Origin of the sequence: Filobacillus milosensis (genome assembly GCF_004402015.1) — a bacterium.
Taxonomy (GTDB): Bacteria; Bacillota; Bacilli; order Bacillales; family Alkalibacillaceae; genus Filobacillus; species Filobacillus milosensis.
Genome location: NZ_SOPW01000014.1, coordinates 15,785 through 39,239, shown reverse-complemented (window position 1 = coordinate 39,239; position 23,455 = coordinate 15,785). Strand labels below are relative to the sequence as shown.

Here is a 23,455-nt window from a genome sequence, read left to right as displayed (position 1 = left end):
TCTATTAAATTATTCGTGTTTAATAGATTATATGCGTCCTTTTTATTTAGATTCGAACCATTTACCCATTTTTGTCATCCATTCATCTAGTCTTTTTTCATCTTCAATTAACATCTTTTCCCACTCTTGTTGTTTCTTTTCATCTTCTGCAAATCTCTTTTCCGGTGATTTACCTATTTCTATTAGAATTTTTTCTAAATCAGATAACCATTTCACATCAAAGCCTCCTTTTTAGTTCTAATAAAGTTTATTATAGATTCTTTCAAACCGCTACAGGCGGACGTTTTCCGTGGGCACGGCTCAACGCAGGAACATCAATGAATAATCTCCATTGAACCTTTGCACCGAGGAAGCCTACTTCGATGCATTCCTGGAAGACGCAGGTGCATCCCACGTGATTTCTCTCGCGCTGTTCTCGCAGGAGTCGCCGTCTTCCGCTAAATTAAATACCTTTTTTTAATTTTGAATACAATACTCCGGTTTAAATTCCATCAAAGTTTAAAAAGAACCCGTAATATTTACGAGTTCTTATCAATCTCTTTTTATATCCAAAAAAATGGTGGACGTTTTTGTTCAAGTTGAGGGGCCACTTGTTCTTCTGTATTTCTTCTTTTTGTATCGTTATTATTGTTTGGCTTCCAGACAGGGCCAAAATTTTGCTTTGGTCTAACCACCTTAACCTTTTTTGCGTTAGCCAGTACCTCTTCTATACGACGATCATTTTCTTCATTTGACATTCCAATCTCTCCTCCCACTATTGTCTCGATAATAGTATATTCAACACAACATAATCAGCATGGATATATGTCCCAAATATAAAGGAAATACAATTATTTTGAACGGACAAAAACTAATGGGCATAATAACTAAGAAAATTTAAAAATACAGTCAATTGCCCACACTCTCCCTAAGCATATGCATAAATTATTAACGTAAGAAAGGTCATATGACTAGAAAGGAGAATGGCTAATGTCATGTCGCGGTAAAGATCATACTGAGAGCTGCGTATGCGATATTCTACGCCAAATCGTGGACGCACAAAATGACATCGTTGAACACGATTGCGATGTCAGCTGTAAGCAATCTATTGAGGATTTATTGGGGGATACAACGTCACCTTCGGGGTTAGACACTGTTCCAGTATTACTATACTGTGATTGCAAAACATTTGAAGGTTTCGGTGCAATGAACGATGAAAATCGCACTGTTGTTGGAAGCTTTTACTTCCGAGTGAAAAAAGTAGATGATGATTGCTGTGCAGTATTAGAATTATTACGAGACCCTGCTGATTCTGATAGAAATCCTAAAGATCCTACATGCCAAAAAACTGCTCGCTTAAGAGCTACTGGAATCTGCATAAACGTCGATCTAAAATGCTTCTGTCACGTTACTTGTTTACCAGCAGTAAATGCAATCAACTAGATAATAATAAAAAATGCCTGCGACTTCATTATCGCAGGCATTTTTTATGAATGTTTTTAAAATCCAATGATTTGAATATCTAGCAATATATCATTTGTCAGGGTTCGACGTCGACGTAAGTCTGTTAAAAACACTTTTGCTCCTTCTTCTACAACCTCTTCTATATGTCCATTAAACGCCCCTTCTTTCGTTAAGAATTTACACTTTAATTTTGGCAATGTTTCTTGCATGTTCGTAATGTAATTTAATTTTCCTTCTACAGATAAGGACTGAAACCGACTTCTGCTTGCTGCTTTTGCTTGTTCAACCTCAGTTTTCTGTTGTTTCTGTGTATTTGCAGTATAATAGCTTGATTGAGTTTCTACTTGGGGGTGTGATTCTTTGTTTTGCGCAATGTACAGTAAAGGTGGTTTTGTACGTTGATCTTCCATATGCACATACTCCTTTCATGTGACTCTAACCCATTTTATGCGCAAACACCCAATTCTGTGAGGTTGGCTTAACTCTTCATTTAATTTAATTATTAAATATCGCCGATACCAAAAATAGAACCCGCTTAATTGCGAGTTCTACACTAAATACTCCATAAACATTGTTGCTGTGCCGAAATATATGAGTACTGAAATTAAGTCGTTAATTGTTGTAATAAAAGGACCACTCGCAACAGCAGGGTCAATGTTTAGTTTGTGCATTAACAGTGGCAAAAAAGCTCCTGCTATAGTTGCGACAATTAATGAAATCATGATTGAAAAACCTACGACTAATCCTAAATATAGAGCGTTTTTCCAAACAATAATGATTAACACAATGACTATTCCACAGATCACTCCAGTAATTAGCCCAGTTAATGATTCACGCTTTAATCGTTTGATAAAACCTTCATTCATTGCATCACCAGTTGCAATACCACGAACTGTCACTGCCAATGCTTGTGTTCCTGTGTTACCTGCCATACCTGCAATTAGTGGGATAAACGCACCAAGAATGGCTGCTTTTTGTAAAGTACCTTCAAACTGTCCGATTAACGTTGCTGTAAGCATTCCTAAAAATAATAAAATAATTAGCCATGGTAAGCGTTTTTTTGCTGCATCCATTGCACTCAAATCATTTTTATCTAAATCTGCAACACCGGCTAATTTGGAGTAGTCATCACTTGCTTCCTCATCCATAACATCTAAAATGTCATCCACTGTAATAATACCTAACAGATGTTTTTTAAAATCAACAACAGGTAAAGCTAAGAAATCATAATCTCGCATTAATTTGGCTATGGATTCCTGGTCGTCACCGGCTGATGCATAAACAACCCGCTCACTCATGATGTCGCTCACGATCCAATCTTCCTCGGATATAATTAAATCACGAAGAGAGATTACACCTACTAATCTTTTTTGATCATCTGTTACAAAAACATAATAAATTGTTTCAGCATTAGGTGCTTTTTCTCTTAAGTGAACCATCGCTTGCTTAATGGTCATGTTGTGATTCACAACCACATACTCGGTTGTCATAATACTACCCGCGGTTCGTTCCTCATAGTGCAATAAGTTCTTGATCTCACGGGCTTCTTCACGATTCATTAATGTTAAGTAACTGGCAATTTGATCACGTTCTAATGTATTCATAATATCTACTGCATCATCTGTTGATAATTCATCAAAAATTTGAGCTGCAAACCTGGGGTCCATCTCTGTAATAATTGCTCCAACCTCGTCCAGCTCAAAGTTTTCAATTACCTCAGACATTTCATCCGGTGATAAATACGTGTAAATCTGAAGTCTTACTTCTTGATCTAAATTAATAAATATATTCGCCTGATCATATGGGTGAAGTTCTAAAAACTCGGATCTAAATTGATCAATTGAATCTTTTTCCAAAGCAGTGTAAATTTTTTCTATGATTTTTTCATATTCGATGCTTCTATGGTTTTGTGGCGTCTCCATGATTACCCCTCCTCAGACGAGCTCAATATATTTATTTTAAATAAAATGGTTTAAATTTGCTACCGACAGCCTAAATTCTTTTATAATATAACGTTGTTAAAGTAAGATGTTGATTCTAAAAATCGCTGCAGGCGGACGCCTTCCGCTTTTCTTAAACAAATGACCTTTCATCCAATTTCCTTATTTTATCAATCTTAATATTTAACATTGTCTAAAATAAAAATTTAACTTACTTTACAACTATGACAAACGATTCTACTATTTCAAAATAACAGTTTTTGACGTATGATTAACTATAGAGATAGTTCAAGAATCTAAAGGGGAATACTCATGAATAACCAAATAAATAAACAAACATTAGACACTTTTCTAGTTACTACTGTCATTTTACTAGTTGGAATAAGTTGTTTTACATTATATACATTAGGTGAAGCCTATCCATCTGCTTATAGTGGTTATTACAAACGACAAATAATATGGTTTATTATTAGTGCGGTTGGTATAGGTGTGATTATGGTTATTGACTTTGACCGTTACCGGAAGTTTGGCTGGCCCTTATACATTTTAGGTATATTCATGTTAGTAGGTTTACATTTCCTACCATGGGCATACGAAAATAATGGTGCCCTTCGTTGGTATAAATTTGGTACAACTACACTACAGCCATCTGAATTTGTAAAAGTTTTCTTAGTTGTAGGTCTTGCGAATGTCATTACAAGTCATAATGAAAAATGGAATCATAAAGATTTGAATTATGATCTTGTTTTACTCGGAAAAATACTTGGTATGAGTTTACCAGTATTCATTCTAATTGCTATTCAACCTGATATTGGATCATCGTTAGTCATAGCTTCAATAGCTGCGTTCTTAATCGTCATTTCAGGAATTCGCTGGCGAACCATCATAGCTGTTTTTGGATCGGTATTTGTAGTCGTTGCTACATTATTCATTCTTTATTTTGCTAACCCGGACGGTTTTATTAATTTTATAGAAGAAGAAACGCCACAGTTTGATCACGTGGCTGACCGTATTAAAGCCTGGGATAACCCTCATTTATACCAAGCAGGTGCGGCTATGCAAGTTATAAAATCAATGTTAGCTATCGGCTCCGGTCAATTATCAGGTAAAGGAACCATGGATTATGAAGTATGGATTCCTGAACGTCATACCGATATGATCTTTACAGCTGTAGCCGAACAATTTGGTTTTGTAGGTTCAAGTATTATAATAATTTTGTATTTCTTGCTGATCTATCGAATTGTTCAAATTGCTTTGGAATGTAAAGACCCGTTTGGAACCTATTTAGGTGTTGGAATTGTTGGGTTATTCACTTATCAAATCTTCCAAAACATTGGTATGTCTATACAGCTCATGCCATTAACCGGTTTACCGTTACCATTTTTAAGTTATGGAGGTACATCGTTACTGGTATATATGGCTGCCATCGGTTTAATATTAAATGTCCGTTCACGTCAACGAACCTTTATGTTTGAATCTGGTGAGGATGATTAATGATCATAAGCAGTTCGTGTGGGTATGAAGCCACACATTGAATGATATTTTCATAAATTGGATGTTTAAACCGGACTTGTCTACAGTGCAAAGCCTGTCCTTGAATTGGTAAAAATGTGCTTCCGTATAAGTCATCCCCTATTAATGGGTGACCTATATGTGAGAAATGGACTCTAATTTGATGTGTTCGTCCAGTTTCTAACCAAACTCTTAATAATGAGCAGTTACGCCACTCTTGAATGACTTCATAGTGCGTAACTGCTTTTTTTCCATTTTGATCTACTTTTCTTTCTATGATTGAAGGTAAATTTCTATCAATAGGTAGGTCAATGGTGGATTGTTTTAAATTCATAACTCTTTCAACCATCGCTCGGTATTCTCTGTGAATCTTTTGAGTGGATAATAAATGATGAACATAACCATTTTTAGCAATAACCACAACGCCTGAAGTATTTTTATCCAGTCGGGTAATAATATGCGGGGCTAGATTCATACCCTGTTGTTTATAGTAATACATCAAACCATTAACCAATGTCTCTTTATCGTTCATATTGGGGGATACAGCTAGACCTCTAGGTTTATTGATACCAATGAGATACTCATCTTCATAAATTATATTTAAAGGTATATTAATGGGAGTTAGATGATCCTTTGATACTGAATCCGGTAGGTTAACCTTAAGGATCTCCCCTGCCTTTAATTGATGCCTGACTGTAACAGGTAATTCATTTACCAATATTTCACCTTCACGTTTAATATGTTTTATAAGCCTATTAGAAAAAGCTCGGTCGTGTAACAAATAATCACGAACGAGCTTATTTTCATCTTTTCGTTTAATTTTCCATTCCATAACCTATAACTCCGTTCGCTCATCAGCAATAAATGAGTCATGCACGCGTTTCCAAAATGGGAAAGGTCGGAACCTCGCAAATCTTACTCTTTCTTTAGCCACACGACATTGAATACTATGAACATCATTAAATGCCATGTTTAAATGATCAATCGTAATCATAAATGTTCTTTCATTGCGCGGCTTTAGAACAGCTGTATGGTGCTTAGGTAAGATTAGCGGCGAGCCCACGGTTCTAAAGACTCGGTTGTTGATTGAAGCCATTTCTGTAATCTGAAACGCTTCTAATGAAGGGTGAATAATGGCTCCGCCAAGTGCTTTATTATAAGCTGTTGAACCAGATGGTGTAGAGATGCAAAGCCCGTCTCCTCTGAATGTTTCAAAATGTTCACCTTTAATCTCAACATCTAATACCACAGAACCTTCTGCCGTTTTTACTGTAATCTCATTTAATGCGATATAAGTATGTTCTTGTTCATAATCATTAGGTCTAATCGTTAACTCAAGTAATGGATACTCCACTACTTGGAATGGTGTTCTTGCTATTTCAATAATTAACTTCTCTAATTCTTTAGGAACCCAATCCGCATAAAAACCTAAGTGACCTGTATGTATACCAATAAAGGCCGTTTGATCTAATCGATGGACATATTTATGAAATGCTTCAAGTAATGTACCATCACCACCAACTGATATGCATAGATCTGGTTCTTCTTCGTTATATTCCATTTTAAACTGTGATAAGTAGCTTTTTAATTTTGATTTTATTTCTTTTGAATCGTTATCTCCTCGACATTGAACCGCAAATTTCATCGTCACGACCCCTTTTTTAGATTGTTAATCCTTTTTACGTCTGAAGACTTCTTGTGCATCTCGGATTTCTTGGCGAATCTTGGACATCTCTTCATCCAGTCGAAAGGCGGCTTCAGAAGCACTTCTTAACCGTTCTGTAACTTCAGATGGAATCTGCCCTGAGTATTTATAATTTAACGAATGCTCATTAATTGCCCAAAAATTCATAGCTAGTGTTCTTATTTGGATTTCTGCTAATAATTGCTTTTCTCCATAAATGGTCTCAACTGGATATCTAATAATCACATGAAAGGAACGATATCCACTATCTTTGTTTTTTTCGATATAATCTTTTTCTTCAACGATTGAAAAGTCTTTCCTTAACCTTAACATGTCTACAACGTCATATATATCTTCAACAAACGGACATACAACTCTCAATCCAGCAATATCTTGAACTTCATCCTCAACATTTGCAATGGCAATGTCTCGGCGCTTAGCTTTCTCAAGTATGCTGGTAATAGGTTTAACTCTTCCTGTCACAAATTCAATCGGAGAATGGCGTGATTCATAATCGAATTGTTTTCTCATGCCTTTTAGTTTGATTTTTAATTCATCGACAGCTTGTGTATATGGCGCTAAAAATATTTCCCAATTCATTGCCGCTCTCCCCTCTTTCCACATCTTGCTAACTTGCAATATTATTGTATCACAAAATACCAATAGATAACCTTTGAATCCAATTGAAGTATACTTCATAATTAATGAAAGAAAAAGTAATTGATAACGATTTGAGGGAAATCAAATGCAGGAAATTGAAATCGAATTTAAAAATATTTTAAATGAAAAACAATATAATCAATTAAGAGAAAAATGGTTTAATGACCAAGAGCCAAAAAAGCAAACCAATTATTATTTTGAAACCGATGATTTTCAATTAAAAAATCATCAATCAGCATTGAGAATCAGAAAAAAGAATGATCAATATATAGCCACTCTAAAACAACCTCGTGATGAGGGGCTTTTAGAGACACATGATCAACTCACTGATGATGAAGCTAATCAATGGTTTGATAATCAAGTCATACTAAAAGAAAATATTCAGAAACAGTTGTCCCCTTTAAACATAGATTTAGATCAAATCAATTATAAAGGCGAATTAACAACTTATCGCCTAGAAAAATCTGTTAACAATTTTATCGTTGTTTTAGATTATAGTAGATATAATGGTGTTGAAGATTTTGAGTTAGAAATAGAATCCCCTTTATATCAGGAAGGAAAGGCTTTTTTTGAACAAATTTTAGATGAACATAATATAGAAAAACAACCTAGTATAAATAAAATTCAACGCTTTTTTAATACCTTAGAATAAACCTTAAAGTTTGCCAGAGTACATAAGCGTTGCTACAATAATAAAGTAAAAGATAACCTGATTAACTAATTTTAGTCATTAAGGTTATACTATATTGTTATTTATTGATACTAAATGTTTTAGATTCAAAGAAAGGATTATAACTAACATGGCTTATCAACAAGGTAATATCTATGAAGCTATAGGTGGAGCTGAAGCAGTCGATCGACTAGTTGAAGCGTTCTATTCAAGGGTTGGGGAGCATCCGGATTTAATACCCATCTTCCCTGATGACTTAACTGAAACAGCTCGTAAACAAAAACAATTTTTAACACAATTCTTTGGTGGCCCACCATTATATATTCAAGAGCATGGTCACCCAATGTTACGCGCTCGCCATATGCCATTTCCGATCACACCAACTCGACGTGATGCCTGGTTAGAATGTATGGCAGGTGCATTAGATGAAGCTGAAATTGAAGAACCTTATAAATCTTCTATTTATGAGAGATTAACAATGACGGCAAATCATATGATGAATACAGAAGAATAAAATTTTCTTGTGAAAGGGGAAATCGATGTGGGTAAACTAACATCCGAAGTAATGGACAATCTAGCATCGAATGATAATTCCCAAGTTGACTTTTGTCGTATTATAGATAAACCCATTGAGATATATGTATTTATAGATCCATTATGTCCAGAATGTTGGTCGTTAGAACCTTATATTAAAAAACTAGCAATGGAATATGGCTGTTATTTTAAAATACGACCGATTGTATCTAGTAATCTAACAAACTTAAACAATAAACCTAGCAAAAAATCAAAAGACTTAGCAAGTTATTGGGAGAAAACCGCTTGCCGTACTGGAATGAGTTGCGATGGCGACCTTTGGTATGAAAACCCTGTTTCCTCCCCTTCAATTGTAGCATTAGCTATTAAAGCAGCAGAACTTCAAGGGCAGCGATTAGGTTCTAAATTTCTACGCAAATTACAAGAGTACTTGTTTTTAGATAAGAAAAATATATCAAATGAAAATGTACTCTTTGAAATTGCTGATAAAGTCAATTTGGATTTAGACGAATTCAAAAAAGACATTCATTCGAATACTGCTAAACGTGCTTTAAAGTGTGATTGGAACTTGACCTGTGAGATGGATGTTGAACAGCTACCAACAGTGGTCATGTTCAACCGTGAACATGATGCTGATGGGTTAAGAGTGTCTGGTCTTTATAATTACAACATTTATCTTCGTGCGTTATTTGAAACGTTAGGAAAGAAGGTTCAACCAACAAGAAAACCTTCACTTGAAGATTTCTTATGTCACTTTGAGTTTGTAGCTACGAAAGAAGTCGCTGTTGTCTTCGATTGGAGTATTGAAAAGGCAGAAAAAGAACTAAAAAAATTAGTTCTAAAGCAAAAAGTCAAACAAGTGCCAGTAAAGTACGGTATGTTTTGGCAATATGTCAATGATGCATCATAAGGTAGAAGGAATTTTAAAATGATTCCTTCTACTTTTTTTATTTTTCAGCTATTAGAATAGGCTGATAGTAACCAGTGTCTTCAGGCATATTCCAAGTAATATTTGAGAAACCCGCTTCACTTAATATTTGACTCAATTCTTCTCTTAGTAACGCACGATAACTCGTAGTATGATGTTTCGTTTCCCACAAACCATTCATTTCTTCTAATATGAAATGATTTAATGTACATAAACTTAATCATGCCAATCCAGCATTTTCTCTTTTTCTGTTTTCATAAGTGCATCTCCTAATACTTAATGTAACTGTCTTCAAAAAATTAAACCCTTAAAGAACCACGAAAACCTCTTGCAGAATAGTAAGACTCTGCTCCGTTATGGTACACAAAGACAGTGTCATAACGTCGATCACAGAAAATGGCACCGCCAAGAATTCTAATATTGTCAGGTGTTTTCACCCAGCTCGAAGTTTTCGTATCAAATTCTCCAAGTTGTTGTAAATCGCGGTATTGGTCTTCCGATAAAAGCTCAATACCCATGTCGTTAGCCATATCTATAGCATTATTATCTGGTTTATGTTTCTTTCTTGACTCAAGTGCTTCACGGTCATAACACACACTTCTGCGCCCTTTAGGACTTTGCGCAGAACAATCATAAAAAATGTATTCATCCGTTTTGTTATCATAACCAACTACATCTGGTTCTCCTTCAGTTCTTTCCATTTCATTGAGCGACCACAGTTTTTCAGGTTGATCATCTAGTTTTGTTTGGACGTTATCCCATTCAAGACCTTCATGGCGGCTCATGTTTTTCTCAAAGCGGGTTTTCAATGCTTTTATTAATTCCTCACGTTGTTCAACAGACAGTTCCATATTTTTCTTTGGCATATTAATTTCCTCCTAATAGTTTAATTATATTGAATCTATCTTTATGTAAAGATCGCCAGTTAGATAAATAAATTTTTACAACTTCTTTTTATTGTACAGTAACCAACCAAAATATAATAAGCACACAAATATTAATAATAAACTAGGTATAATATGCATTCTGATAGGAGGTATAGAATATAGTATAGGTTAAGCATCATAGAATTAAATCACTCTTTTTCTACAATGACTTCTCTTGCAATCCTGTTATCAATTTCATTATTTTCACCTTTATCAATAACCCAAAGATGCACAACTGGTTGCTCAATTTGGCTTATAAAATTATCTAAATCCTTATATCTTTCAACTTCTCCACTAAACTTTGTCGATTTATTAATCATTATTTCATAAACCGGATATGTAGATTCCGGATTAATGTCGTCTTCACTTACAAGGATACTATCTTCTTTTACCTCAAGAATTGTCCCCTGAAAATCCGCATCATAAACATTATCATCTCCACACCCGACGATTAAAAGAAAAAATAATAGTGATAAATTGCTCAAAAAATTCATTTTCATATTTCCTCACTTATTCCACTCGATCTTAATCCTCTAAAAAAATAATATTTATCTACTCTTTTTCGTCTAAATCAGTTTTTACAAATCCTATTAACGTCAACACACTACCAATTCCTACAAGAATAAATTCTTCATTCTCATAGAAGATTCCCTCTTGTTTTATGTATACAGCTACAATTAATATCGCTATACCTAACAACATTGTTTTGATTGAATTCATTATACTCCCCCTGTATACTTTAGTTCATTTTGAAAATCTATAACCATTTTCTCTGCAACGCTATTAGTTACTAACTCATCAATAGATACTGGGGCTATCTTAACTTCATCAGCATCATCGCCTGCTTTTAATTTTCCGTCTATAACCTTACAATGGAACATTAAGTAGATATCGTCTGGAGCATTATTAGAAACAATGGAACCCATAAACTTTTCTACTTTTGTATCCAGTCCTGTTTCTTCTCTAACTTCTCTAACTGCAGCCGCTTCAGCACTCTCACCTCTATTAACATAACCTGAAACTAGAGACCACACGCCTTTTGGGTACTGATTTTGTCTTACGTATACAATGTTATCTTTTCCAGCAGATACTAATACAACAACAATTGGTACCGGGTTAGAATACCATTTCCATTTACAATTCGGACAGATCATTTTTGCACGATTTCTATTACCTTGATTTAACAATAAAAGTTCGCCACATTGACCACAGTATTTCATGAGTGACCTCCATAATGAAACTATTTTTTCGGCATCTTAGGTGACATAAAATTATACGTCTAATCTAATTTTAACATAATATTCCAACTATTTATCATAAAAATAAAAAGACGATCAATGATAATCGCCTTTAGTCTAAAAACTGATCCTTTAACTGTTTACCTGGTTTCTATTATCTACTTTTCTAATGAGGCCAATTGCTTCAATAATAGCCAAAGATGCTATGATAGTTTTTGCTGCTGGGCTAAGAGGTTGGTATTCATATAAATTACTAAATAACACAATAGCTAATGCAATATATAAAAAACTCTTCAATAATGATTGCAATACTTCTAAACGCCCCATATTATTTAGCCTCCTTCTACACTATCCTGACAAAATTATTTACGCAAAATCTTCTCCATCGATTTTCCCCTTGCCAATTCATCGATCAGTTTATCCATGTAGCGGATTTCCTGCATAGTTGTTTCTTCGATATCTTCTACGCGAACTCCGCAGATTACACCTTTAATTAAAGTCCTAGATGGATTCAATTGGGGAGCTTCGTGAAAAAAGGTCTCGAAATCTGTCTGGTTTTCCAGCTGTGTTTCTAATTCCCCTTGGCTATACCCCGTTAACCAACGAATAATTTCATCGACTTCTTCTTTAGTACGTCCTTTTTTCTCCGCCTTTTTAATATAGTGGGGATAAACACTTGCGAAACTCATTGTATAGATTTTATGTTTAGCCATGCTAAATCCTCCCTTTAATCCATTGTTTAATTAACTTTTGACTTACTTTAGTCGTAACAGTCTCATACTATTTAATATAACTAGTAATGTTGCTCAATTTCACTAAATATAGCGATCCATGGTGTCATTAAGTCAGGGATTATTTATAGTAAATCTACAGCTTTAACTAGTTTAGTAAACTAGACGTTTTATTTAATTTAAAGCTTTCCATCTTAATCGTACCGTAAATGGAAGTTGGGATGTACCATTTTTTGTTTTATCAATATAATTAACTATATAAAACGACATAGACAAACATTATTTCACCAATGCAGCTCTCAAGTTAACGCCATGCTCTAAATAACCTTTTAAACAAGTTAACATATAGACCCAGCCTTCTTTGTTATCTAGTAATTGATTTATTAGTTGTTCATCATTTTCATTAAAACCTTCTTCTTTAATTTCGATTATTGTACTCCCGTCATCAAATTCATTTAAAAGAATCGTGATAACGTGACCGTCTCCATTATCTCCCCAACCAAAAACGATTTTCTTATTTTCATCGATTTCCAAAATTTTTATATCACCTTGGACATCATATTCATTATATCTCAATGTAATAGTTTTTCCTTCTTGCCATCTTTCAGAACTTGATGAAAACCAAAAATTACCGATTTTTGATGGGTCAACAAATGCTTCAAAAACTTCATAAGAAGGCTTTAATATCTTCATTTTCGTAATATTATTAATAATTAACCTCTCCTTCAATCCGAATATCTGTTCTAAGTTCAACCATCTACAAAATTAGTAAGCTATTATTCAATTTTCAATATAACTTTTATACGCATCTAAATCTTTTGCACAAGCTTTTTTAAAAGTTCCTGCTATCAATTTACCGAATAATTTAGTTAAGCCTTTAAGTCCTTTTATCTCTCCTACTAGAGTAACGAATGATTGATCATCTGATGAATCAATGAGGTATGTAAACAAATATTCTCCTTTGCCCGTTGTTCCTTTCGTCCCATCGCAGCGTAACTTGATTTTATCAGGCTCATTAAGTTCGACAACTTCAAAATGTTCAGTAGCTTCTTTTCCAAACATTTTTCTTGTTTCTTTCCACTCACTACCTTCCTGCAATGGCCCATGATCTAAACGCTCAATTCTTACTAGTCCCTGCATCCAATCCTTAGCTGAATCAAGGTCTAGTAATCCGTTGTATAATTTTTCTTTTGGGACCTCTGTAAATCGTTTCACTTCAAATCGAATGCTCAAGTAAACTCCTCCTTAGAACCTTTTTCTAAAAGTATAGCATACTAATCTTGGTGTGTTCCTTAGCTATCGCAATCCCAAAATTTTATATTGAATTGCAACGTATTTATGAAGTGCTTCTCACATAGAAAAATGGCTCAGACATATAGAACTGAACCATAAATATAATTTTTTTATTTTGATCTTGATTGAGACAACTTTTTACTTTCATTATACAGTTGTGGCATATTATAATCATGTTCGTGTTTTTTCCTTGAATCTAATTGATTGATAATTATATTAAACAAACATGCCCCAGTTAAACCCAACATGAGTAGTAAACCTCCCATATAGATAGGTTGTATCCACTCACCTACAATAATCAATGAAGAAGCAATTACCATAGCGCCGTAATTTGTCAAACTATAAAATGCCATATAGGTACTTATTGCGTTGGATGGTGCAAGATCACCAATCATTGCTTGTTTAATAGGGACATACATAAGCTCGCCTATCGTGCCTATAAACATGAGAATAAAAAGCATCCATATATTATTGATAAATGCTAGAGAGCTAAAGCATAATGAAAAAATTATAATACCAGTCACTGCTGTCCAACGGTCTTTTAACTTTTTAAATAATAATAATATTATAGATGATAGGAGTACGACCAGAATGGTATTCTCCGTACGAAGAAAACCAAGCATCTTGGTACCATCTATCATAAAATCTACTCCAAACGATGAAATGGACTGAGGCTGAATATCTTCTTCAAAACGAATTGCAATATAGTTTGTTAATGACTGTTCCAGCGATAAAACTAATACCGCACCCAAAATATAGAACATAAATAACTTATCTTTTAATATGGTTAAATAATTTTGGAACATATGTATTAGCGGCGTTTTACTGTCTCTTACCGAAGATGCGGATTGAATAACAGGCTTATATGTTTCAGTGATAAAAACTAACGTGATTGACAAGGAAATGAAAGATATTAATGCAATTCCTATAAATAACTCAAATAAATAGTTTTGAAAGAGCAATGCGCCAATAATCCCCCCAATCGCTGTCGATAGATTACTAACCCAATAGCTTATAGTAAAGACAAGCTTTCTTGATTGAGAATCGGTTAAATCAATAATCATAGCCTGGGCAGCAGGTTGAAACATTCCTCCAAAGAACATATTGACGACAAATAAACCTGCTGTAATATAGGGAAGGTCATACCAAGGGGAATTGCATAAAGCAATAAACAGATATGTAATGAAAATACCTAAATCCGAATAGATCATAATTTTCTTTCGACCGACTTTATCGGAAATATGCCCTCCTACAAATCCTCCAATAACACCTGTTATAACTACACAGATTAGTAATATACCTGTTGAAGTCGTACCTATTTTCTTAGAGAAGTAAATCGCAAGAAATGGAATGACAGCCATTGAAACTAAACCGCCCAAAAATTGCAACCCTAGTCGAAGCTTGATGTTCGGATGTATCTCTCTCAAATTCAAATCTCTCACTCCTCGCTTTTATAAAATGGTCCAAATAACCTCAACGCTTGAATCTTGAATCTTTCCCATACAGGATTTGTTTCATCATCAATAAATGTTAATCGGATTCCATTTATAAAAGATAGATAGGATTCTGCAATTAATGAAGGAGAGCCCTTGTAAAAGTAACCAAGCTTTTGTCCCTCTTCAATTATGGAATTTATACTATCAACAAAAGAATTCACAAACCCATCTAACTCTTCAAACAGATTAGGAAATCTGCTTGGTCTTGCAAGTACTTGTTGTATTAAGAGTAAGAGTTCTTTTCGTGTTGAAAAGATTTCCACATGACAATCAATCATGGCCTTCATTACATCTAATGGATCACCTTGAAAATGATCTTCTACATTTTCAAAATATGATCTTATTTCTTCAAGTGGTTCTAATATAGCAGCTTCATATAGAGCATTTTTAGATTCAAAATATGAAAACACAGTACCAAAACTGACCCCAGCTTCTTTTGCGACATCAGCAATTTTTGTTTCCTCAAATCCATTCACACTGTATAACTTAATAGCAGCATTTAGAATTAACGCTCGTTTCTGTTCTTTTTTATCTTTCATGGTTTTCATAAATAAGATCATCCCCTCACAAAAAAATGATTGATTAATCAATCAAAATTATACTGTTAATTTTTAACTTAGTCAAGGTGACAGATAAAAAACACCTATATCGAAATATAAAAAAAGCAAATTCCTTAATGGAATATGCTCTTCTTTAACTTACGCCACTATAATTTTATTACTTTCTAATAGAATCACTGATGAAAAGCTCATCTACTGTGGTATTTAATACAGAGGCTATGTCAAATGCTAATTGCAGTGTCGGATCGTATTTATCATTTTCAATTGCATTTATTGTTTGTCTGGATACCTTACATTGCTTAGCCAGCTCATCTTGCGATAACTTAACTGATTTTCTTAATTTCTTAATATGATTTTTCATTTAATCACCATATTTTTTTCTGTAAGTTAGTAATGTCCCCAGATATATAATTAATATCAACGTTAAATACATGATCGGCGAAATTCCATAACCAATATTTGAAGCATTCTCTTGTCCATCATCTAAATTTACACTAATATAATAATCCGATTTTTGACAAAAAAATAAAAAAGACATCAACTTAATGATTACCTTCCTAAACTATGGCCCCTTTGATTGAACAAGAGAATTAATTTAAGTAATGTGTTAACAAATGATACATCTATTCCTATTTCTTTTACCCCATCCTTATTTATCTATCAAATTTGCTTAAAGCACTCATTTATAGAAGAAATCATTGGGGGCATCCAAGAACGAGTCACAGGAACCTTGTGAATACCTTCCTTACACACCCAACAAAGGCCATGTAATAGCCAACAAATTCCTCCAACTTGAATTTGCCACTCAATATCATAACTTTTATCCAGTTCACTGTATGCTTCTATAACAACTGACTTATCTATACCGTTATCTTCTGCTTCATTGATTAGACAGTAAAGATCACCTAAATGGGGACTAAGATAAGCGTTCGACCAATCAATGGGAATAATGGATTGATTAGTAATCATAAGATTCTTAGCGTTGTAATCATTATGGGTAATAGTTACTTCGTGTTCGCGATAAAGACGGTCAAGGTGTTTAGGTAACTCTTCTAAACAATCTTTTAAAATACCTAGTTCATCAGGGGTATATAAATTCTGGTTTTCCATGATAAAATTAATGTCTTCTAAAACATCCTCTTGAGATTTGAAGTAATTTTGATAAATTGAAGAATTAAGTGAACTCATACGACATGTAGCCATTTTTCGTATCTCCGCTAGCCTACGAGCAGCATTTACGAAGTGTATTTGTAACGGGTTCATCTCAATTGTGTCTTTACCAAGATCCTCCATTAAAAAAATATTACTAGTAGCGTTTTCATATGTATCGTATAATCTTGGGCGTGGTAGATTAAATGGCTCTAATAGAGATTGATAAACTCTCATTTCTCCTGCCATTGAATCATGTCCCATCTTGGCAATGGCAGTATCCCCTGATTTAAAGGTAACTCGTTGAACATCTGATAAGGACCATTCACGCAAAGGCTCCCAATCAACAGCTTCTTCCAGCATTGAAAAATTGTTGGTATATGTTAACCATTTCTTCGGAATCCCTTGTTTCATTAAATACACCACCTACTTTAATGATTTTCTATATTAATCTAATATCGGTAGAGTAAAATTATCCCACTTCTTTTTGTCGTCAATTGATACCCATGCAACATCAATGATGTCGTTGTTGTCTTCTAATCTTTTATTTAAAAACATTTCGCCATCTTCAATTTCAACTATATAAGTATACTTATTTCTATTGTTGTAGAGAAGCTTGTTAACCTTCACATCATATCCAGTTTCTTCTTTTACTTCTCTCTTACAAGCTTGTTCTGGTGTTTCTCCTTCTTCAATACCTCCACCAGGGAAATTCCAAATGACTGCCCCTCTTTGAACGTATTGCTTAACCATTAATACCTTGTCGCCATTAATAACGAATCCTTGAGCAATCATGAATATCCCCCCTAATAATTTTTTTTTAATCCATCTTTTCACCCATTACTTTAATAATGTTAGATTAGCTCCTTGATATATCCACATTATTCTTTTGAAATTCTAGCACTTCAAAATTTAAAAAAAGAGCCTTATTTCAATTGAAAAGTATTTGCTATTAGTCAACATCTTCTCATTTTATTTTAACATAATATTCCAAGGCTTTTTCAGTTAAATTAAAGAAGACGATCAATTTACTGATCGCCTTGTTCAACTCTTGCCCTATTAAGTTGAAAAAACTTAAATGACATTACATTCAACTAGTCATTTATCTTCCTACAAATATAAATCATTTCATTGCTAACAGATGTAATAGGAGATCCATTCCAATCCTTATATAAGTGAAGAATTTTCAAACCATATTTATGTAAAATTCTCTCCATTTCTTTTGGATAAACATATCTCAATGAAATGTTAGAAGAAGTTTCTTTAACTATTTCCCCTTCAGAATCTTTATATTTTTTAATAGTAGAGTTATGTTGTATCTGGGTTAATGCATCATATTCACTAATATGATACTCTTCAACTATTAATTGAGAGTTTTTGTCTTTATAAGTTCTCACATATTCCTCTTCAGGTGACGATAATAACTCTGAAGCATTAGGGAATCTCGTGCCAAATATAAATATACCACCATCTATAAGATGGTTTCTTACAGATGACAATAAAGCATCCTGGTTTTCGTTTGTGAGAAAATGTTGAAAGGAGTTACCGACAGTATAAATTAAACTAGCTTTTGTTTTAAGATTTAATTGAGTACAATCTTGTCGTACCCAATCAATCTTCAAATTCATTCTAGAAGATTTTTCCTTAGCTCTATCAAGCATACCTTGATGAATATCTATACCCATTAGCTTATATCCTTCATTAGCTAAAGGTATAGTTGCCCGACCTGTACCACAAGCTAAATCAATTATAGTACCTTTAGTTATTGAAGCCCATTTTAATAATAGTGGAATTTCAGCTTGATAAGATTCATATTCTTCATCATATGATGATGGGTCGTCGTACATATCTAAGTTGTTCGAAGCATTTATTTCTTTCAATATTATCCTCCTTGATAAACTGACTTGCATCATTCGTATAATTCACATAAGTAATTAAGTGTTCACACATTAATAGTTTCGTTTAAATAAACCGGGATATAAATTAACAAACCCATGATCATCGACGTAAATTTTAGATTCAAAATCACGGCATTGATATAAAAACACCCTTAAATCTTCATCACGCTGTAAAAAAGTATAACTTTGAGGTATTTTAAACATCTCTAATGTCGGTACTGATATATATACCATTTGAAAGTCTCTTTGTTGATTAGGCACCCAATCATACCTATTAATGGGTAAAGAATTAGAAAAAGGCGTTGCAGAGATATCGATGTCTATAGCTCCTTCTAATTCATTAAGTTCTCTATGATCATTAGACCAATTTCCAACACCATCAGATATGATTTCTAGTTTAGGTTTCCCATCAATATCTAACATTAGTTTTTTTGTGTTCCAGGTTTGATCTAAATGAACAATATAATTTACATTGTAAGGGTTGTTCTGTTCGGAAGTAATTATCGTGCCTCTAGCTATAAATTCATCATTTTCTTTACTCAGCTTTAGAAACTCATACCCAAAACCCTCTAAATTCTCCCATACAATTTTATGTAACAATGTCAGTCACCACTTTCTAAATAAACATACAGTTCCATTTTTACTTCTAATTGATGGAATAAGAATCGAACTTATAATGCACTATTTGTTTAGGTCCCTTTATTCACATCAATAAAAAAATAATGCTCAAAAACAGTTAATTTTCAATTTAATATTCAATCAATACTTTTAAAGGATTAATTTTGTCTTCGCTTAAATCCTCAAAACACTGGATTAATTTTTCTTTTCCAATTTTCAACTCAAATAGATTACTTAATATTGCGCCTTTTTGTTTTACGTTCTCGAAATACCATGCTGAATGTTTAAAGTAATCCCAACCATCACTTGAACCAATAATTTTTAGTTCCTTTTCATAAAACTCAGGTTGTAGTTCAAACACGTCTTTATTTCCATCTGAGAGAATGCATAATCCAGCATCTTTCAATAATGATTTTTGTAGAGTTATAAAAGCTTCTTTATATCCTGAACATTCTATTCCGTGATTATAAATATCCTTTGGGCACTCCGATATATCCTTAAAAACATTTTTGGCTCCTAATTGTTTGGCTAATTTACCTCTTGAAGGAATCGGTTCAATGACATCAATATGATCAACGTTCATATATTCTTTAAGAAAATAAACTGTTAAAAGCCCCATTGTACCCATACCTGTAACTAATACTTTATCTTCTTTTTGGGGATTAAGCTTCAGAACTCCTTTTGCTGAGTCACACGACAATATGATAAGCAATGCATCTGAGTAGTGAATATCATCGGGGACCGGTATCGCTTTATGCTCTTTAATGATTCCGTAATCTTTATGTCCATAAAATGCTATTACTCTATCTCCTATTTTTAATGATTTAACTTCGTCACCAACATTAACGATTTCACCGTAACTTTCGTAACCCGTTTCATTAGGATATTGGGGAGATTTTTCTGTTATATCAGTTTCCTTATATTGTGGTAATTCAGCCCCAATGCTAATTGCTCCGGCAATTGTTTTTACTAATACTTCATCTTTTTCAAGAAAAAGGACTTCTTTTTGAGTCCACCTCAAGTCTTTTCTTCCATATAATACGAGTGAGTTTTGTTTCATATAAAACATCCTAAAAATTTATTTAATTGCTTCTTCAAAAATTCGAATCGGTTCTTATTGACACCTAAACCAATGTTAACACAATATTTCAACAATATAGCAGGTAAAATAAAATACGATTAATATACTAATCGTCCTGTTACACTGTTGCAGCCAGTCACTTTAAATGTACTTCTTCAAACTCCTACTAACAAACCTTCTGCATTTTATGAATAGTATTTTGGTAATTTAAATAAACTTTTCATCAGAAATATCACTCTCAAACTTACATCTTATATGGTGCTTCTATTCCTAATAAACGTAGTCCTTCTTTCAGTACAATTTGAACAGAATGCACGAGTGATAATCTTTCTTGCTTTTTTTCATAATCATCTAAAATACGTACAGATCCATAAAATTTGTTAAATGCTTTGGAGAGTTCAAGTAAATATTTTGCTACTTGTGAAGGATCATTCCCATGAAAAGCTCGCTTAATGACATCTGGAAATACCATTAAAGAAGTAATAATGGTCCAGGCTTCCTTATCTGTTATATTTATATTCTCATTATTTTCCTGATAATTCCCTTTACTTAATATTGATGACGCACGAGCGTGCGTGTATTGAACATATGGACCTGTTTCACCTTCAAATCTCAACATGTCTTCCAATGAAAATTCAATATCATTTAGACGATAGTTTTTTAAATCGTGGAAGATAACAGCTCCAACCCCAACCTGTCTCGCAACGTTTTCTTTTGACTCAAGTGATGGATTCTTTTCCATAACATTTTTCGTTGCAAGTTCTATTGCCTCATTCAAGACTTGTTCTAATAGAACAACTTTCCCTTTTCGAGTAGACATTTTTTTACCGTCTTTAAGTATCATTCCAAACGGAACATGTGTGAGACCCTCATGCCATTCATAACCCATTTTTTCTAAAACTTCAAAAAGCTGTTTAAAATGAAGAGTTTGTTCATTTCCAACAACATAAAGGGATTTTACAAATTGGTAGGTGTCCTGTCGGTAAATTGCTGCGGCTAAATCACGAGTGGCGTAAAGTGTAGTTCCATCGTTTTTCTTAATCAAACATGGAGGTAATTCGTTGTTTATTTGTACTACTTTAGCCCCTTCAGATTCTTGTAACAAGTCCTTTTTCTCCAATAAGTGAACCACTTTCTCCATTTTATCATTATAAAAAGCCTCACCTTGACTAGAATCAAATTGAACACCTATTAATTCATATATTTTGGAAAATTCTTTTACTGATTCATCCCGAAACCACTTCCATAATTCTAAAGCTTCCTTATTACCATTTTCTAAATTTTTAAACCATTGTCTTGCTTCTTCATTTAATGATTCATTTTGTTCTGCCTCTTCGTGAAAGTGAATGTACAAATTTAATAGCTCTTTTATGGGATTTTTCTTTACTTTTTGTTCATCTCCCCACATTCTGTATGAAACAATTAACTTTCCGAATTGAGTTCCCCAATCACCTAAATGATTTATTCTAATTGGTTTGAAACCGCATTTTTCATAAATTAATGCCAGAGCATTCCCAATGACAGTGGAGCGTAAGTGCCCCATAGAAAAAGGCTTAGCAATATTCGGAGATGAAAAATCAATTGTCACAACTCCGTCTTTTCCAATATTGAGATTTCCGTAATCTTCTTTTTTCGAAATGACTTCGTAAACGACACCAGATGATACTTCTTTTTTATTTAAGAATACATTAACATAGCCATTTACGGGCTCTATCTTTTCATATAAATTGGACGTATTTATTTTATTCGCTAAATCTGCTGCAATATTTAGAGGAGAATCACGATAAATTTTTGCTAATTCAAAACAAGGAAATGCCAGATCTCCCATCTCTTCATATTTAGGCTTTTCAATCATTTTTCTAATCATGCTTTTATCAATTTTACTTTTTAATAAGTCATACAAATCTTCAACAAACATATTCTTATAATCCATTTCTATCTCCTCCTAAATTAAAAAAATCTCCCGTCTCTTTTAAATTAAAAGAGACGGGAGATTATATTTACCCGCGGTACCACTCTACTTGTTTAGTAAAACCACTCAAATTTGATAACGGGGTCATCCCCCGACTTCCCCTACTCAAGTTCAAGGAAGCATTTCCAAAGTGCGATTCATTATTTGTTCCGTGATCAGGCTCTCACCATCCCTGACTCGCTTGGCCCTCACAAATAATTACTCTCTTTGTCATTAATTTTGAAACAGTATTTTAAACTATTATATCCATTTATTACAAAATTTCAATACCCTTTTTTAATTTACAGTTATAAGCTAGTAAAGTTATGGATAATATATTATGAATTGTAGTGCCATTTAGTTTAAGTGTAATTGTTCACAATGTTACTTTATTCAAGAATAAACACTAGTGTCAGTCAGTTTGTTACCATCAGACGGATAAATTATCATTTCTTAAATACCTTCTAATACAACCCCAAGCACAAAACGTTCATATGATTTTCTCTCTGTACTTTTTAAATTAATAATGAAAAACATTAAAATCCAAACCTTTTCCTACAAGTGTTATTTGTAAATTATCAAATATTTTTTTCTTCATACTTATCTTTGGATTTAGCATTAATATTCCTTCAAGCTCTAGTTTTTTTAGAGTTGACCTTGAAACACCTAGTATTTCTGCTAAAACTTTATCAATTCTAAGGTCAAAATCATATTTACAGTAAAATTTAATGGTAAGATTGTTAGAATTTGTTTCTAGCCTTTTCTCTCTTAATTCGTAACGTATATTTGTACTCACTTCATTACATAGTTTTCGCAAATGGTTGAATTGAAAAGCATAGTACCAGACTGTCTCTCTATCATTATTCATAAATTTTTGATATAGATTAGAGTTGATTTTGTTTACATGTACTCTCGAAAAAATCGGGTAATTCCAAGTTCCCTCACAATGTATACAGTTATAAACAACCCAAACATCAACCATTTTTTGATTTGCATTAACTCTGAATTTCTCGCTACAATAAAATTCTGTATCTCTTTTACATTTACTACAATTTCGGATTACATTGGGTGTTTCCTGAGGAATAATCTCATAAGTTAATAAATCATAAAAACACATCTATGGCTCCTCCTAGTAATTCAGAG

The 23,455-nt window shown here is 33.4% G+C and carries 31 protein-coding genes and 1 other annotated feature; of the genes, 5 read left to right on the top strand and 26 right to left on the bottom strand.

The features are described from left to right. Positions 1–42: 42 nt before the first annotated feature. Both E3U55_RS17420 and E3U55_RS12405 read right to left on the bottom strand, forming a co-directional pair. Positions 43–216, bottom strand: coding sequence for a hypothetical protein (locus tag E3U55_RS17420; protein ID WP_153801948.1), 174 nt, complete (start codon positions 214–216; stop codon positions 43–45). A gap of 326 nt (positions 217–542) precedes the next feature. Continuing rightward, positions 543–737, bottom strand: coding sequence for a hypothetical protein (locus tag E3U55_RS12405; protein WP_134340798.1), 195 nt, complete (start codon positions 735–737; stop codon positions 543–545). A 232-nt stretch (positions 738–969) separates the two neighbouring features. On the opposite strand from E3U55_RS12405, the gene E3U55_RS12400 reads away from it, so the two are divergent. Continuing rightward, positions 970–1,422, top strand: coding sequence for a CotY/CotZ family spore coat protein (locus E3U55_RS12400; RefSeq protein WP_134340797.1), 453 nt, complete (start codon positions 970–972; stop codon positions 1,420–1,422). Between the two features lie 56 nt (positions 1,423–1,478). On the opposite strand, the gene E3U55_RS12395 is transcribed toward E3U55_RS12400, so the two are convergent. Beyond that, on the bottom strand, positions 1,479–1,853 hold the full coding sequence (locus tag E3U55_RS12395; RefSeq protein WP_134340796.1) for a CotO family spore coat protein: 375 nt from the start codon (positions 1,851–1,853) through the stop codon (positions 1,479–1,481). A 138-nt stretch (positions 1,854–1,991) separates the two neighbouring features. Beyond that, positions 1,992–3,365 carry a magnesium transporter gene (gene mgtE / locus E3U55_RS12390; protein ID WP_134340795.1) on the bottom strand — a complete coding sequence of 458 codons (1,374 nt, stop codon included), beginning with the start codon at positions 3,363–3,365 and terminating at the stop codon, positions 1,992–1,994. Positions 3,366–3,695: 330 nt separating this feature from the next. Here mgtE and E3U55_RS12385 point away from each other — a divergent pair, with 330 nt between their 5' ends. Further along, a complete protein-coding gene (locus E3U55_RS12385; RefSeq protein ID WP_134340794.1) occupies positions 3,696–4,877 on the top strand; it encodes an FtsW/RodA/SpoVE family cell cycle protein in 1,182 nt (393 codons plus the stop codon). On the opposite strand, the gene E3U55_RS12380 is transcribed toward E3U55_RS12385, so the two are convergent. The 3 genes from E3U55_RS12380 to E3U55_RS12370 are packed head-to-tail and all read right to left on the bottom strand — an operon-like array spanning position 4,849 to position 7,179. Next, positions 4,849–5,727: an RluA family pseudouridine synthase gene (locus E3U55_RS12380; RefSeq protein WP_134340793.1), complete on the bottom strand. Its 879-nt coding sequence runs from the start codon at positions 5,725–5,727 to the stop codon at positions 4,849–4,851. The genes E3U55_RS12385 and E3U55_RS12380 overlap by 29 nt on opposite strands. Positions 5,728–5,730: 3 nt before the next feature. Continuing rightward, positions 5,731–6,540, bottom strand: coding sequence for an NAD kinase (locus E3U55_RS12375; protein WP_134340792.1), 810 nt, complete (start codon positions 6,538–6,540; stop codon positions 5,731–5,733). 24 nt (positions 6,541–6,564) lie between these two features. Beyond that, positions 6,565–7,179 carry a GTP pyrophosphokinase gene (locus E3U55_RS12370; protein WP_134340791.1) on the bottom strand — a complete coding sequence of 205 codons (615 nt, stop codon included), beginning with the start codon at positions 7,177–7,179 and terminating at the stop codon, positions 6,565–6,567. A 145-nt stretch (positions 7,180–7,324) separates the two neighbouring features. On the opposite strand from E3U55_RS12370, the gene E3U55_RS12365 reads away from it, so the two are divergent. The 3 genes from E3U55_RS12365 to E3U55_RS12355 all read left to right on the top strand — a co-directional run bounded on the left by E3U55_RS12365 (position 7,325) and on the right by E3U55_RS12355 (position 9,353). After that, complete coding sequence (locus E3U55_RS12365) at positions 7,325–7,891, top strand: CYTH domain-containing protein (RefSeq protein WP_134340790.1); 567 nt, start codon at positions 7,325–7,327, stop codon at positions 7,889–7,891. 148 nt (positions 7,892–8,039) lie between these two features. After that, the gene (locus tag E3U55_RS12360; protein WP_134340789.1) at positions 8,040–8,423 is read left to right on the top strand and encodes a globin domain-containing protein; all 384 of its coding nucleotides are present in this window, start codon (positions 8,040–8,042) and stop codon (positions 8,421–8,423) included. Positions 8,424–8,450: 27 nt separating this feature from the next. Further along, positions 8,451–9,353 (top strand): ClpXP adapter SpxH family protein, encoded by a 903-nt coding sequence (locus tag E3U55_RS12355; RefSeq protein ID WP_323740415.1) that lies wholly within the window; start codon positions 8,451–8,453, stop codon positions 9,351–9,353. A 37-nt stretch (positions 9,354–9,390) separates the two neighbouring features. Here the strand turns inward: E3U55_RS12355 and E3U55_RS17415 are convergent, their stop codons facing one another. The 19 genes from E3U55_RS17415 to E3U55_RS12265 all read right to left on the bottom strand — a co-directional run bounded on the left by E3U55_RS17415 (position 9,391) and on the right by E3U55_RS12265 (position 23,429). After that, entirely contained in the window at positions 9,391–9,552 is a 162-nt protein-coding gene (locus tag E3U55_RS17415) for a hypothetical protein (RefSeq protein WP_153801947.1), read from the bottom strand. A 118-nt stretch (positions 9,553–9,670) separates the two neighbouring features. Beyond that, a complete protein-coding gene (locus E3U55_RS12350; RefSeq protein ID WP_134340788.1) occupies positions 9,671–10,237 on the bottom strand; it encodes a DUF4256 domain-containing protein in 567 nt (188 codons plus the stop codon). Positions 10,238–10,446: 209 nt separating this feature from the next. After that, the gene (locus tag E3U55_RS12345; protein WP_134340787.1) at positions 10,447–10,791 is read right to left on the bottom strand and encodes a hypothetical protein; all 345 of its coding nucleotides are present in this window, start codon (positions 10,789–10,791) and stop codon (positions 10,447–10,449) included. A gap of 58 nt (positions 10,792–10,849) precedes the next feature. Beyond that, the gene (locus E3U55_RS17410) at positions 10,850–11,017 is read right to left on the bottom strand and encodes a hypothetical protein (protein ID WP_153801946.1); all 168 of its coding nucleotides are present in this window, start codon (positions 11,015–11,017) and stop codon (positions 10,850–10,852) included. Next, a complete protein-coding gene (locus E3U55_RS12340) occupies positions 11,017–11,517 on the bottom strand; it encodes an NUDIX hydrolase (RefSeq protein ID WP_134340786.1) in 501 nt (166 codons plus the stop codon). The genes E3U55_RS17410 and E3U55_RS12340 overlap by 1 nt, the downstream gene beginning before the upstream one ends. Positions 11,518–11,667: 150 nt before the next feature. Next, positions 11,668–11,862, bottom strand: coding sequence for a hypothetical protein (locus E3U55_RS12335; protein WP_134340785.1), 195 nt, complete (start codon positions 11,860–11,862; stop codon positions 11,668–11,670). Between the two features lie 35 nt (positions 11,863–11,897). Beyond that, on the bottom strand, positions 11,898–12,248 hold the full coding sequence (locus tag E3U55_RS12330) for a DUF2200 domain-containing protein (RefSeq protein WP_134340784.1): 351 nt from the start codon (positions 12,246–12,248) through the stop codon (positions 11,898–11,900). Positions 12,249–12,545: 297 nt separating this feature from the next. After that, positions 12,546–12,977: an SRPBCC family protein gene (locus E3U55_RS12325; protein ID WP_194840917.1), complete on the bottom strand. Its 432-nt coding sequence runs from the start codon at positions 12,975–12,977 to the stop codon at positions 12,546–12,548. A 69-nt stretch (positions 12,978–13,046) separates the two neighbouring features. Continuing rightward, entirely contained in the window at positions 13,047–13,499 is a 453-nt protein-coding gene (locus E3U55_RS12320; RefSeq protein WP_134340783.1) for an SRPBCC family protein, read from the bottom strand. Positions 13,500–13,669: 170 nt separating this feature from the next. After that, entirely contained in the window at positions 13,670–14,992 is a 1,323-nt protein-coding gene (locus E3U55_RS12315) for an MFS transporter (protein WP_134340782.1), read from the bottom strand. Positions 14,993–14,997: 5 nt separating this feature from the next. Beyond that, positions 14,998–15,603, bottom strand: coding sequence for a TetR/AcrR family transcriptional regulator (locus tag E3U55_RS12310; RefSeq protein ID WP_134340781.1), 606 nt, complete (start codon positions 15,601–15,603; stop codon positions 14,998–15,000). Positions 15,604–15,772: 169 nt separating this feature from the next. Then, the gene (locus E3U55_RS12305) at positions 15,773–15,976 is read right to left on the bottom strand and encodes a helix-turn-helix transcriptional regulator (protein WP_134340780.1); all 204 of its coding nucleotides are present in this window, start codon (positions 15,974–15,976) and stop codon (positions 15,773–15,775) included. 299 nt (positions 15,977–16,275) lie between these two features. Beyond that, entirely contained in the window at positions 16,276–17,178 is a 903-nt protein-coding gene (locus E3U55_RS12295; protein ID WP_134340778.1) for a phosphotransferase, read from the bottom strand. Positions 17,179–17,211: 33 nt separating this feature from the next. Beyond that, on the bottom strand, positions 17,212–17,559 hold the full coding sequence (locus E3U55_RS12290) for an NUDIX hydrolase (RefSeq protein WP_134340777.1): 348 nt from the start codon (positions 17,557–17,559) through the stop codon (positions 17,212–17,214). A gap of 299 nt (positions 17,560–17,858) precedes the next feature. Beyond that, positions 17,859–18,644, bottom strand: coding sequence for a class I SAM-dependent DNA methyltransferase (locus E3U55_RS12285; protein WP_323740414.1), 786 nt, complete (start codon positions 18,642–18,644; stop codon positions 17,859–17,861). 69 nt (positions 18,645–18,713) lie between these two features. Further along, positions 18,714–19,262 carry a putative glycolipid-binding domain-containing protein gene (locus E3U55_RS12280; protein ID WP_194840912.1) on the bottom strand — a complete coding sequence of 183 codons (549 nt, stop codon included), beginning with the start codon at positions 19,260–19,262 and terminating at the stop codon, positions 18,714–18,716. Positions 19,263–19,410: 148 nt separating this feature from the next. Next, positions 19,411–20,340 carry a zinc-dependent alcohol dehydrogenase gene (locus E3U55_RS12275; protein WP_134340775.1) on the bottom strand — a complete coding sequence of 310 codons (930 nt, stop codon included), beginning with the start codon at positions 20,338–20,340 and terminating at the stop codon, positions 19,411–19,413. Positions 20,341–20,605: 265 nt separating this feature from the next. Beyond that, on the bottom strand, positions 20,606–22,294 hold the full coding sequence (gene argS, locus E3U55_RS12270; RefSeq protein WP_134340774.1) for an arginine--tRNA ligase: 1,689 nt from the start codon (positions 22,292–22,294) through the stop codon (positions 20,606–20,608). A 46-nt stretch (positions 22,295–22,340) separates the two neighbouring features. Further along, positions 22,341–22,556, bottom strand: a binding site (T-box leader). 276 nt (positions 22,557–22,832) lie between these two features. Beyond that, entirely contained in the window at positions 22,833–23,429 is a 597-nt protein-coding gene (locus E3U55_RS12265) for a DUF1062 domain-containing protein (protein ID WP_134340773.1), read from the bottom strand. Between the last annotated feature and the right edge of the window lie 26 nt (positions 23,430–23,455).

Coding starts and splice junctions, on each gene's coding strand:
- E3U55_RS12375 (WP_134340792.1), bottom strand. CDS start 6,540: ATGAAATTTGCGGTTCAATGTCGAGGAGATAACGATTCAAAAGAAATA.
- E3U55_RS12340 (WP_134340786.1), bottom strand. CDS start 11,517: ATGAAATACTGTGGTCAATGTGGCGAACTTTTATTGTTAAATCAAGGT.
- E3U55_RS12395 (WP_134340796.1), bottom strand. CDS start 1,853: ATGGAAGATCAACGTACAAAACCACCTTTACTGTACATTGCGCAAAAC.
- E3U55_RS17415 (WP_153801947.1), bottom strand. CDS start 9,552: ATGAATGGTTTGTGGGAAACGAAACATCATACTACGAGTTATCGTGCG.
- argS (WP_134340774.1), bottom strand. CDS start 22,294: ATGGATTATAAGAATATGTTTGTTGAAGATTTGTATGACTTATTAAAA.
- E3U55_RS12290 (WP_134340777.1), bottom strand. CDS start 17,559: ATGATTGCTCAAGGATTCGTTATTAATGGCGACAAGGTATTAATGGTT.
- E3U55_RS12405 (WP_134340798.1), bottom strand. CDS start 737: ATGTCAAATGAAGAAAATGATCGTCGTATAGAAGAGGTACTGGCTAAC.
- E3U55_RS12275 (WP_134340775.1), bottom strand. CDS start 20,340: ATGAAACAAAACTCACTCGTATTATATGGAAGAAAAGACTTGAGGTGG.
- E3U55_RS12380 (WP_134340793.1), bottom strand. CDS start 5,727: ATGGAATGGAAAATTAAACGAAAAGATGAAAATAAGCTCGTTCGTGAT.
- E3U55_RS12345 (WP_134340787.1), bottom strand. CDS start 10,791: ATGAATTTTTTGAGCAATTTATCACTATTATTTTTTCTTTTAATCGTC.
- E3U55_RS12360 (WP_134340789.1), top strand. CDS start 8,040: ATGGCTTATCAACAAGGTAATATCTATGAAGCTATAGGTGGAGCTGAA.
- E3U55_RS12310 (WP_134340781.1), bottom strand. CDS start 15,603: ATGAAAACCATGAAAGATAAAAAAGAACAGAAACGAGCGTTAATTCTA.
- E3U55_RS12330 (WP_134340784.1), bottom strand. CDS start 12,248: ATGGCTAAACATAAAATCTATACAATGAGTTTCGCAAGTGTTTATCCC.
- E3U55_RS17410 (WP_153801946.1), bottom strand. CDS start 11,017: ATGAATTCAATCAAAACAATGTTGTTAGGTATAGCGATATTAATTGTA.
- E3U55_RS12370 (WP_134340791.1), bottom strand. CDS start 7,179: ATGAATTGGGAAATATTTTTAGCGCCATATACACAAGCTGTCGATGAA.
- E3U55_RS12335 (WP_134340785.1), bottom strand. CDS start 11,862: ATGGGGCGTTTAGAAGTATTGCAATCATTATTGAAGAGTTTTTTATAT.
- E3U55_RS12350 (WP_134340788.1), bottom strand. CDS start 10,237: ATGCCAAAGAAAAATATGGAACTGTCTGTTGAACAACGTGAGGAATTA.
- E3U55_RS12305 (WP_134340780.1), bottom strand. CDS start 15,976: ATGAAAAATCATATTAAGAAATTAAGAAAATCAGTTAAGTTATCGCAA.
- E3U55_RS12385 (WP_134340794.1), top strand. CDS start 3,696: ATGAATAACCAAATAAATAAACAAACATTAGACACTTTTCTAGTTACT.
- E3U55_RS12400 (WP_134340797.1), top strand. CDS start 970: ATGTCATGTCGCGGTAAAGATCATACTGAGAGCTGCGTATGCGATATT.
- E3U55_RS12295 (WP_134340778.1), bottom strand. CDS start 17,178: ATGAAACAAGGGATTCCGAAGAAATGGTTAACATATACCAACAATTTT.
- E3U55_RS12365 (WP_134340790.1), top strand. CDS start 7,325: ATGCAGGAAATTGAAATCGAATTTAAAAATATTTTAAATGAAAAACAA.
- E3U55_RS12265 (WP_134340773.1), bottom strand. CDS start 23,429: ATGTGTTTTTATGATTTATTAACTTATGAGATTATTCCTCAGGAAACA.
- mgtE (WP_134340795.1), bottom strand. CDS start 3,365: ATGGAGACGCCACAAAACCATAGAAGCATCGAATATGAAAAAATCATA.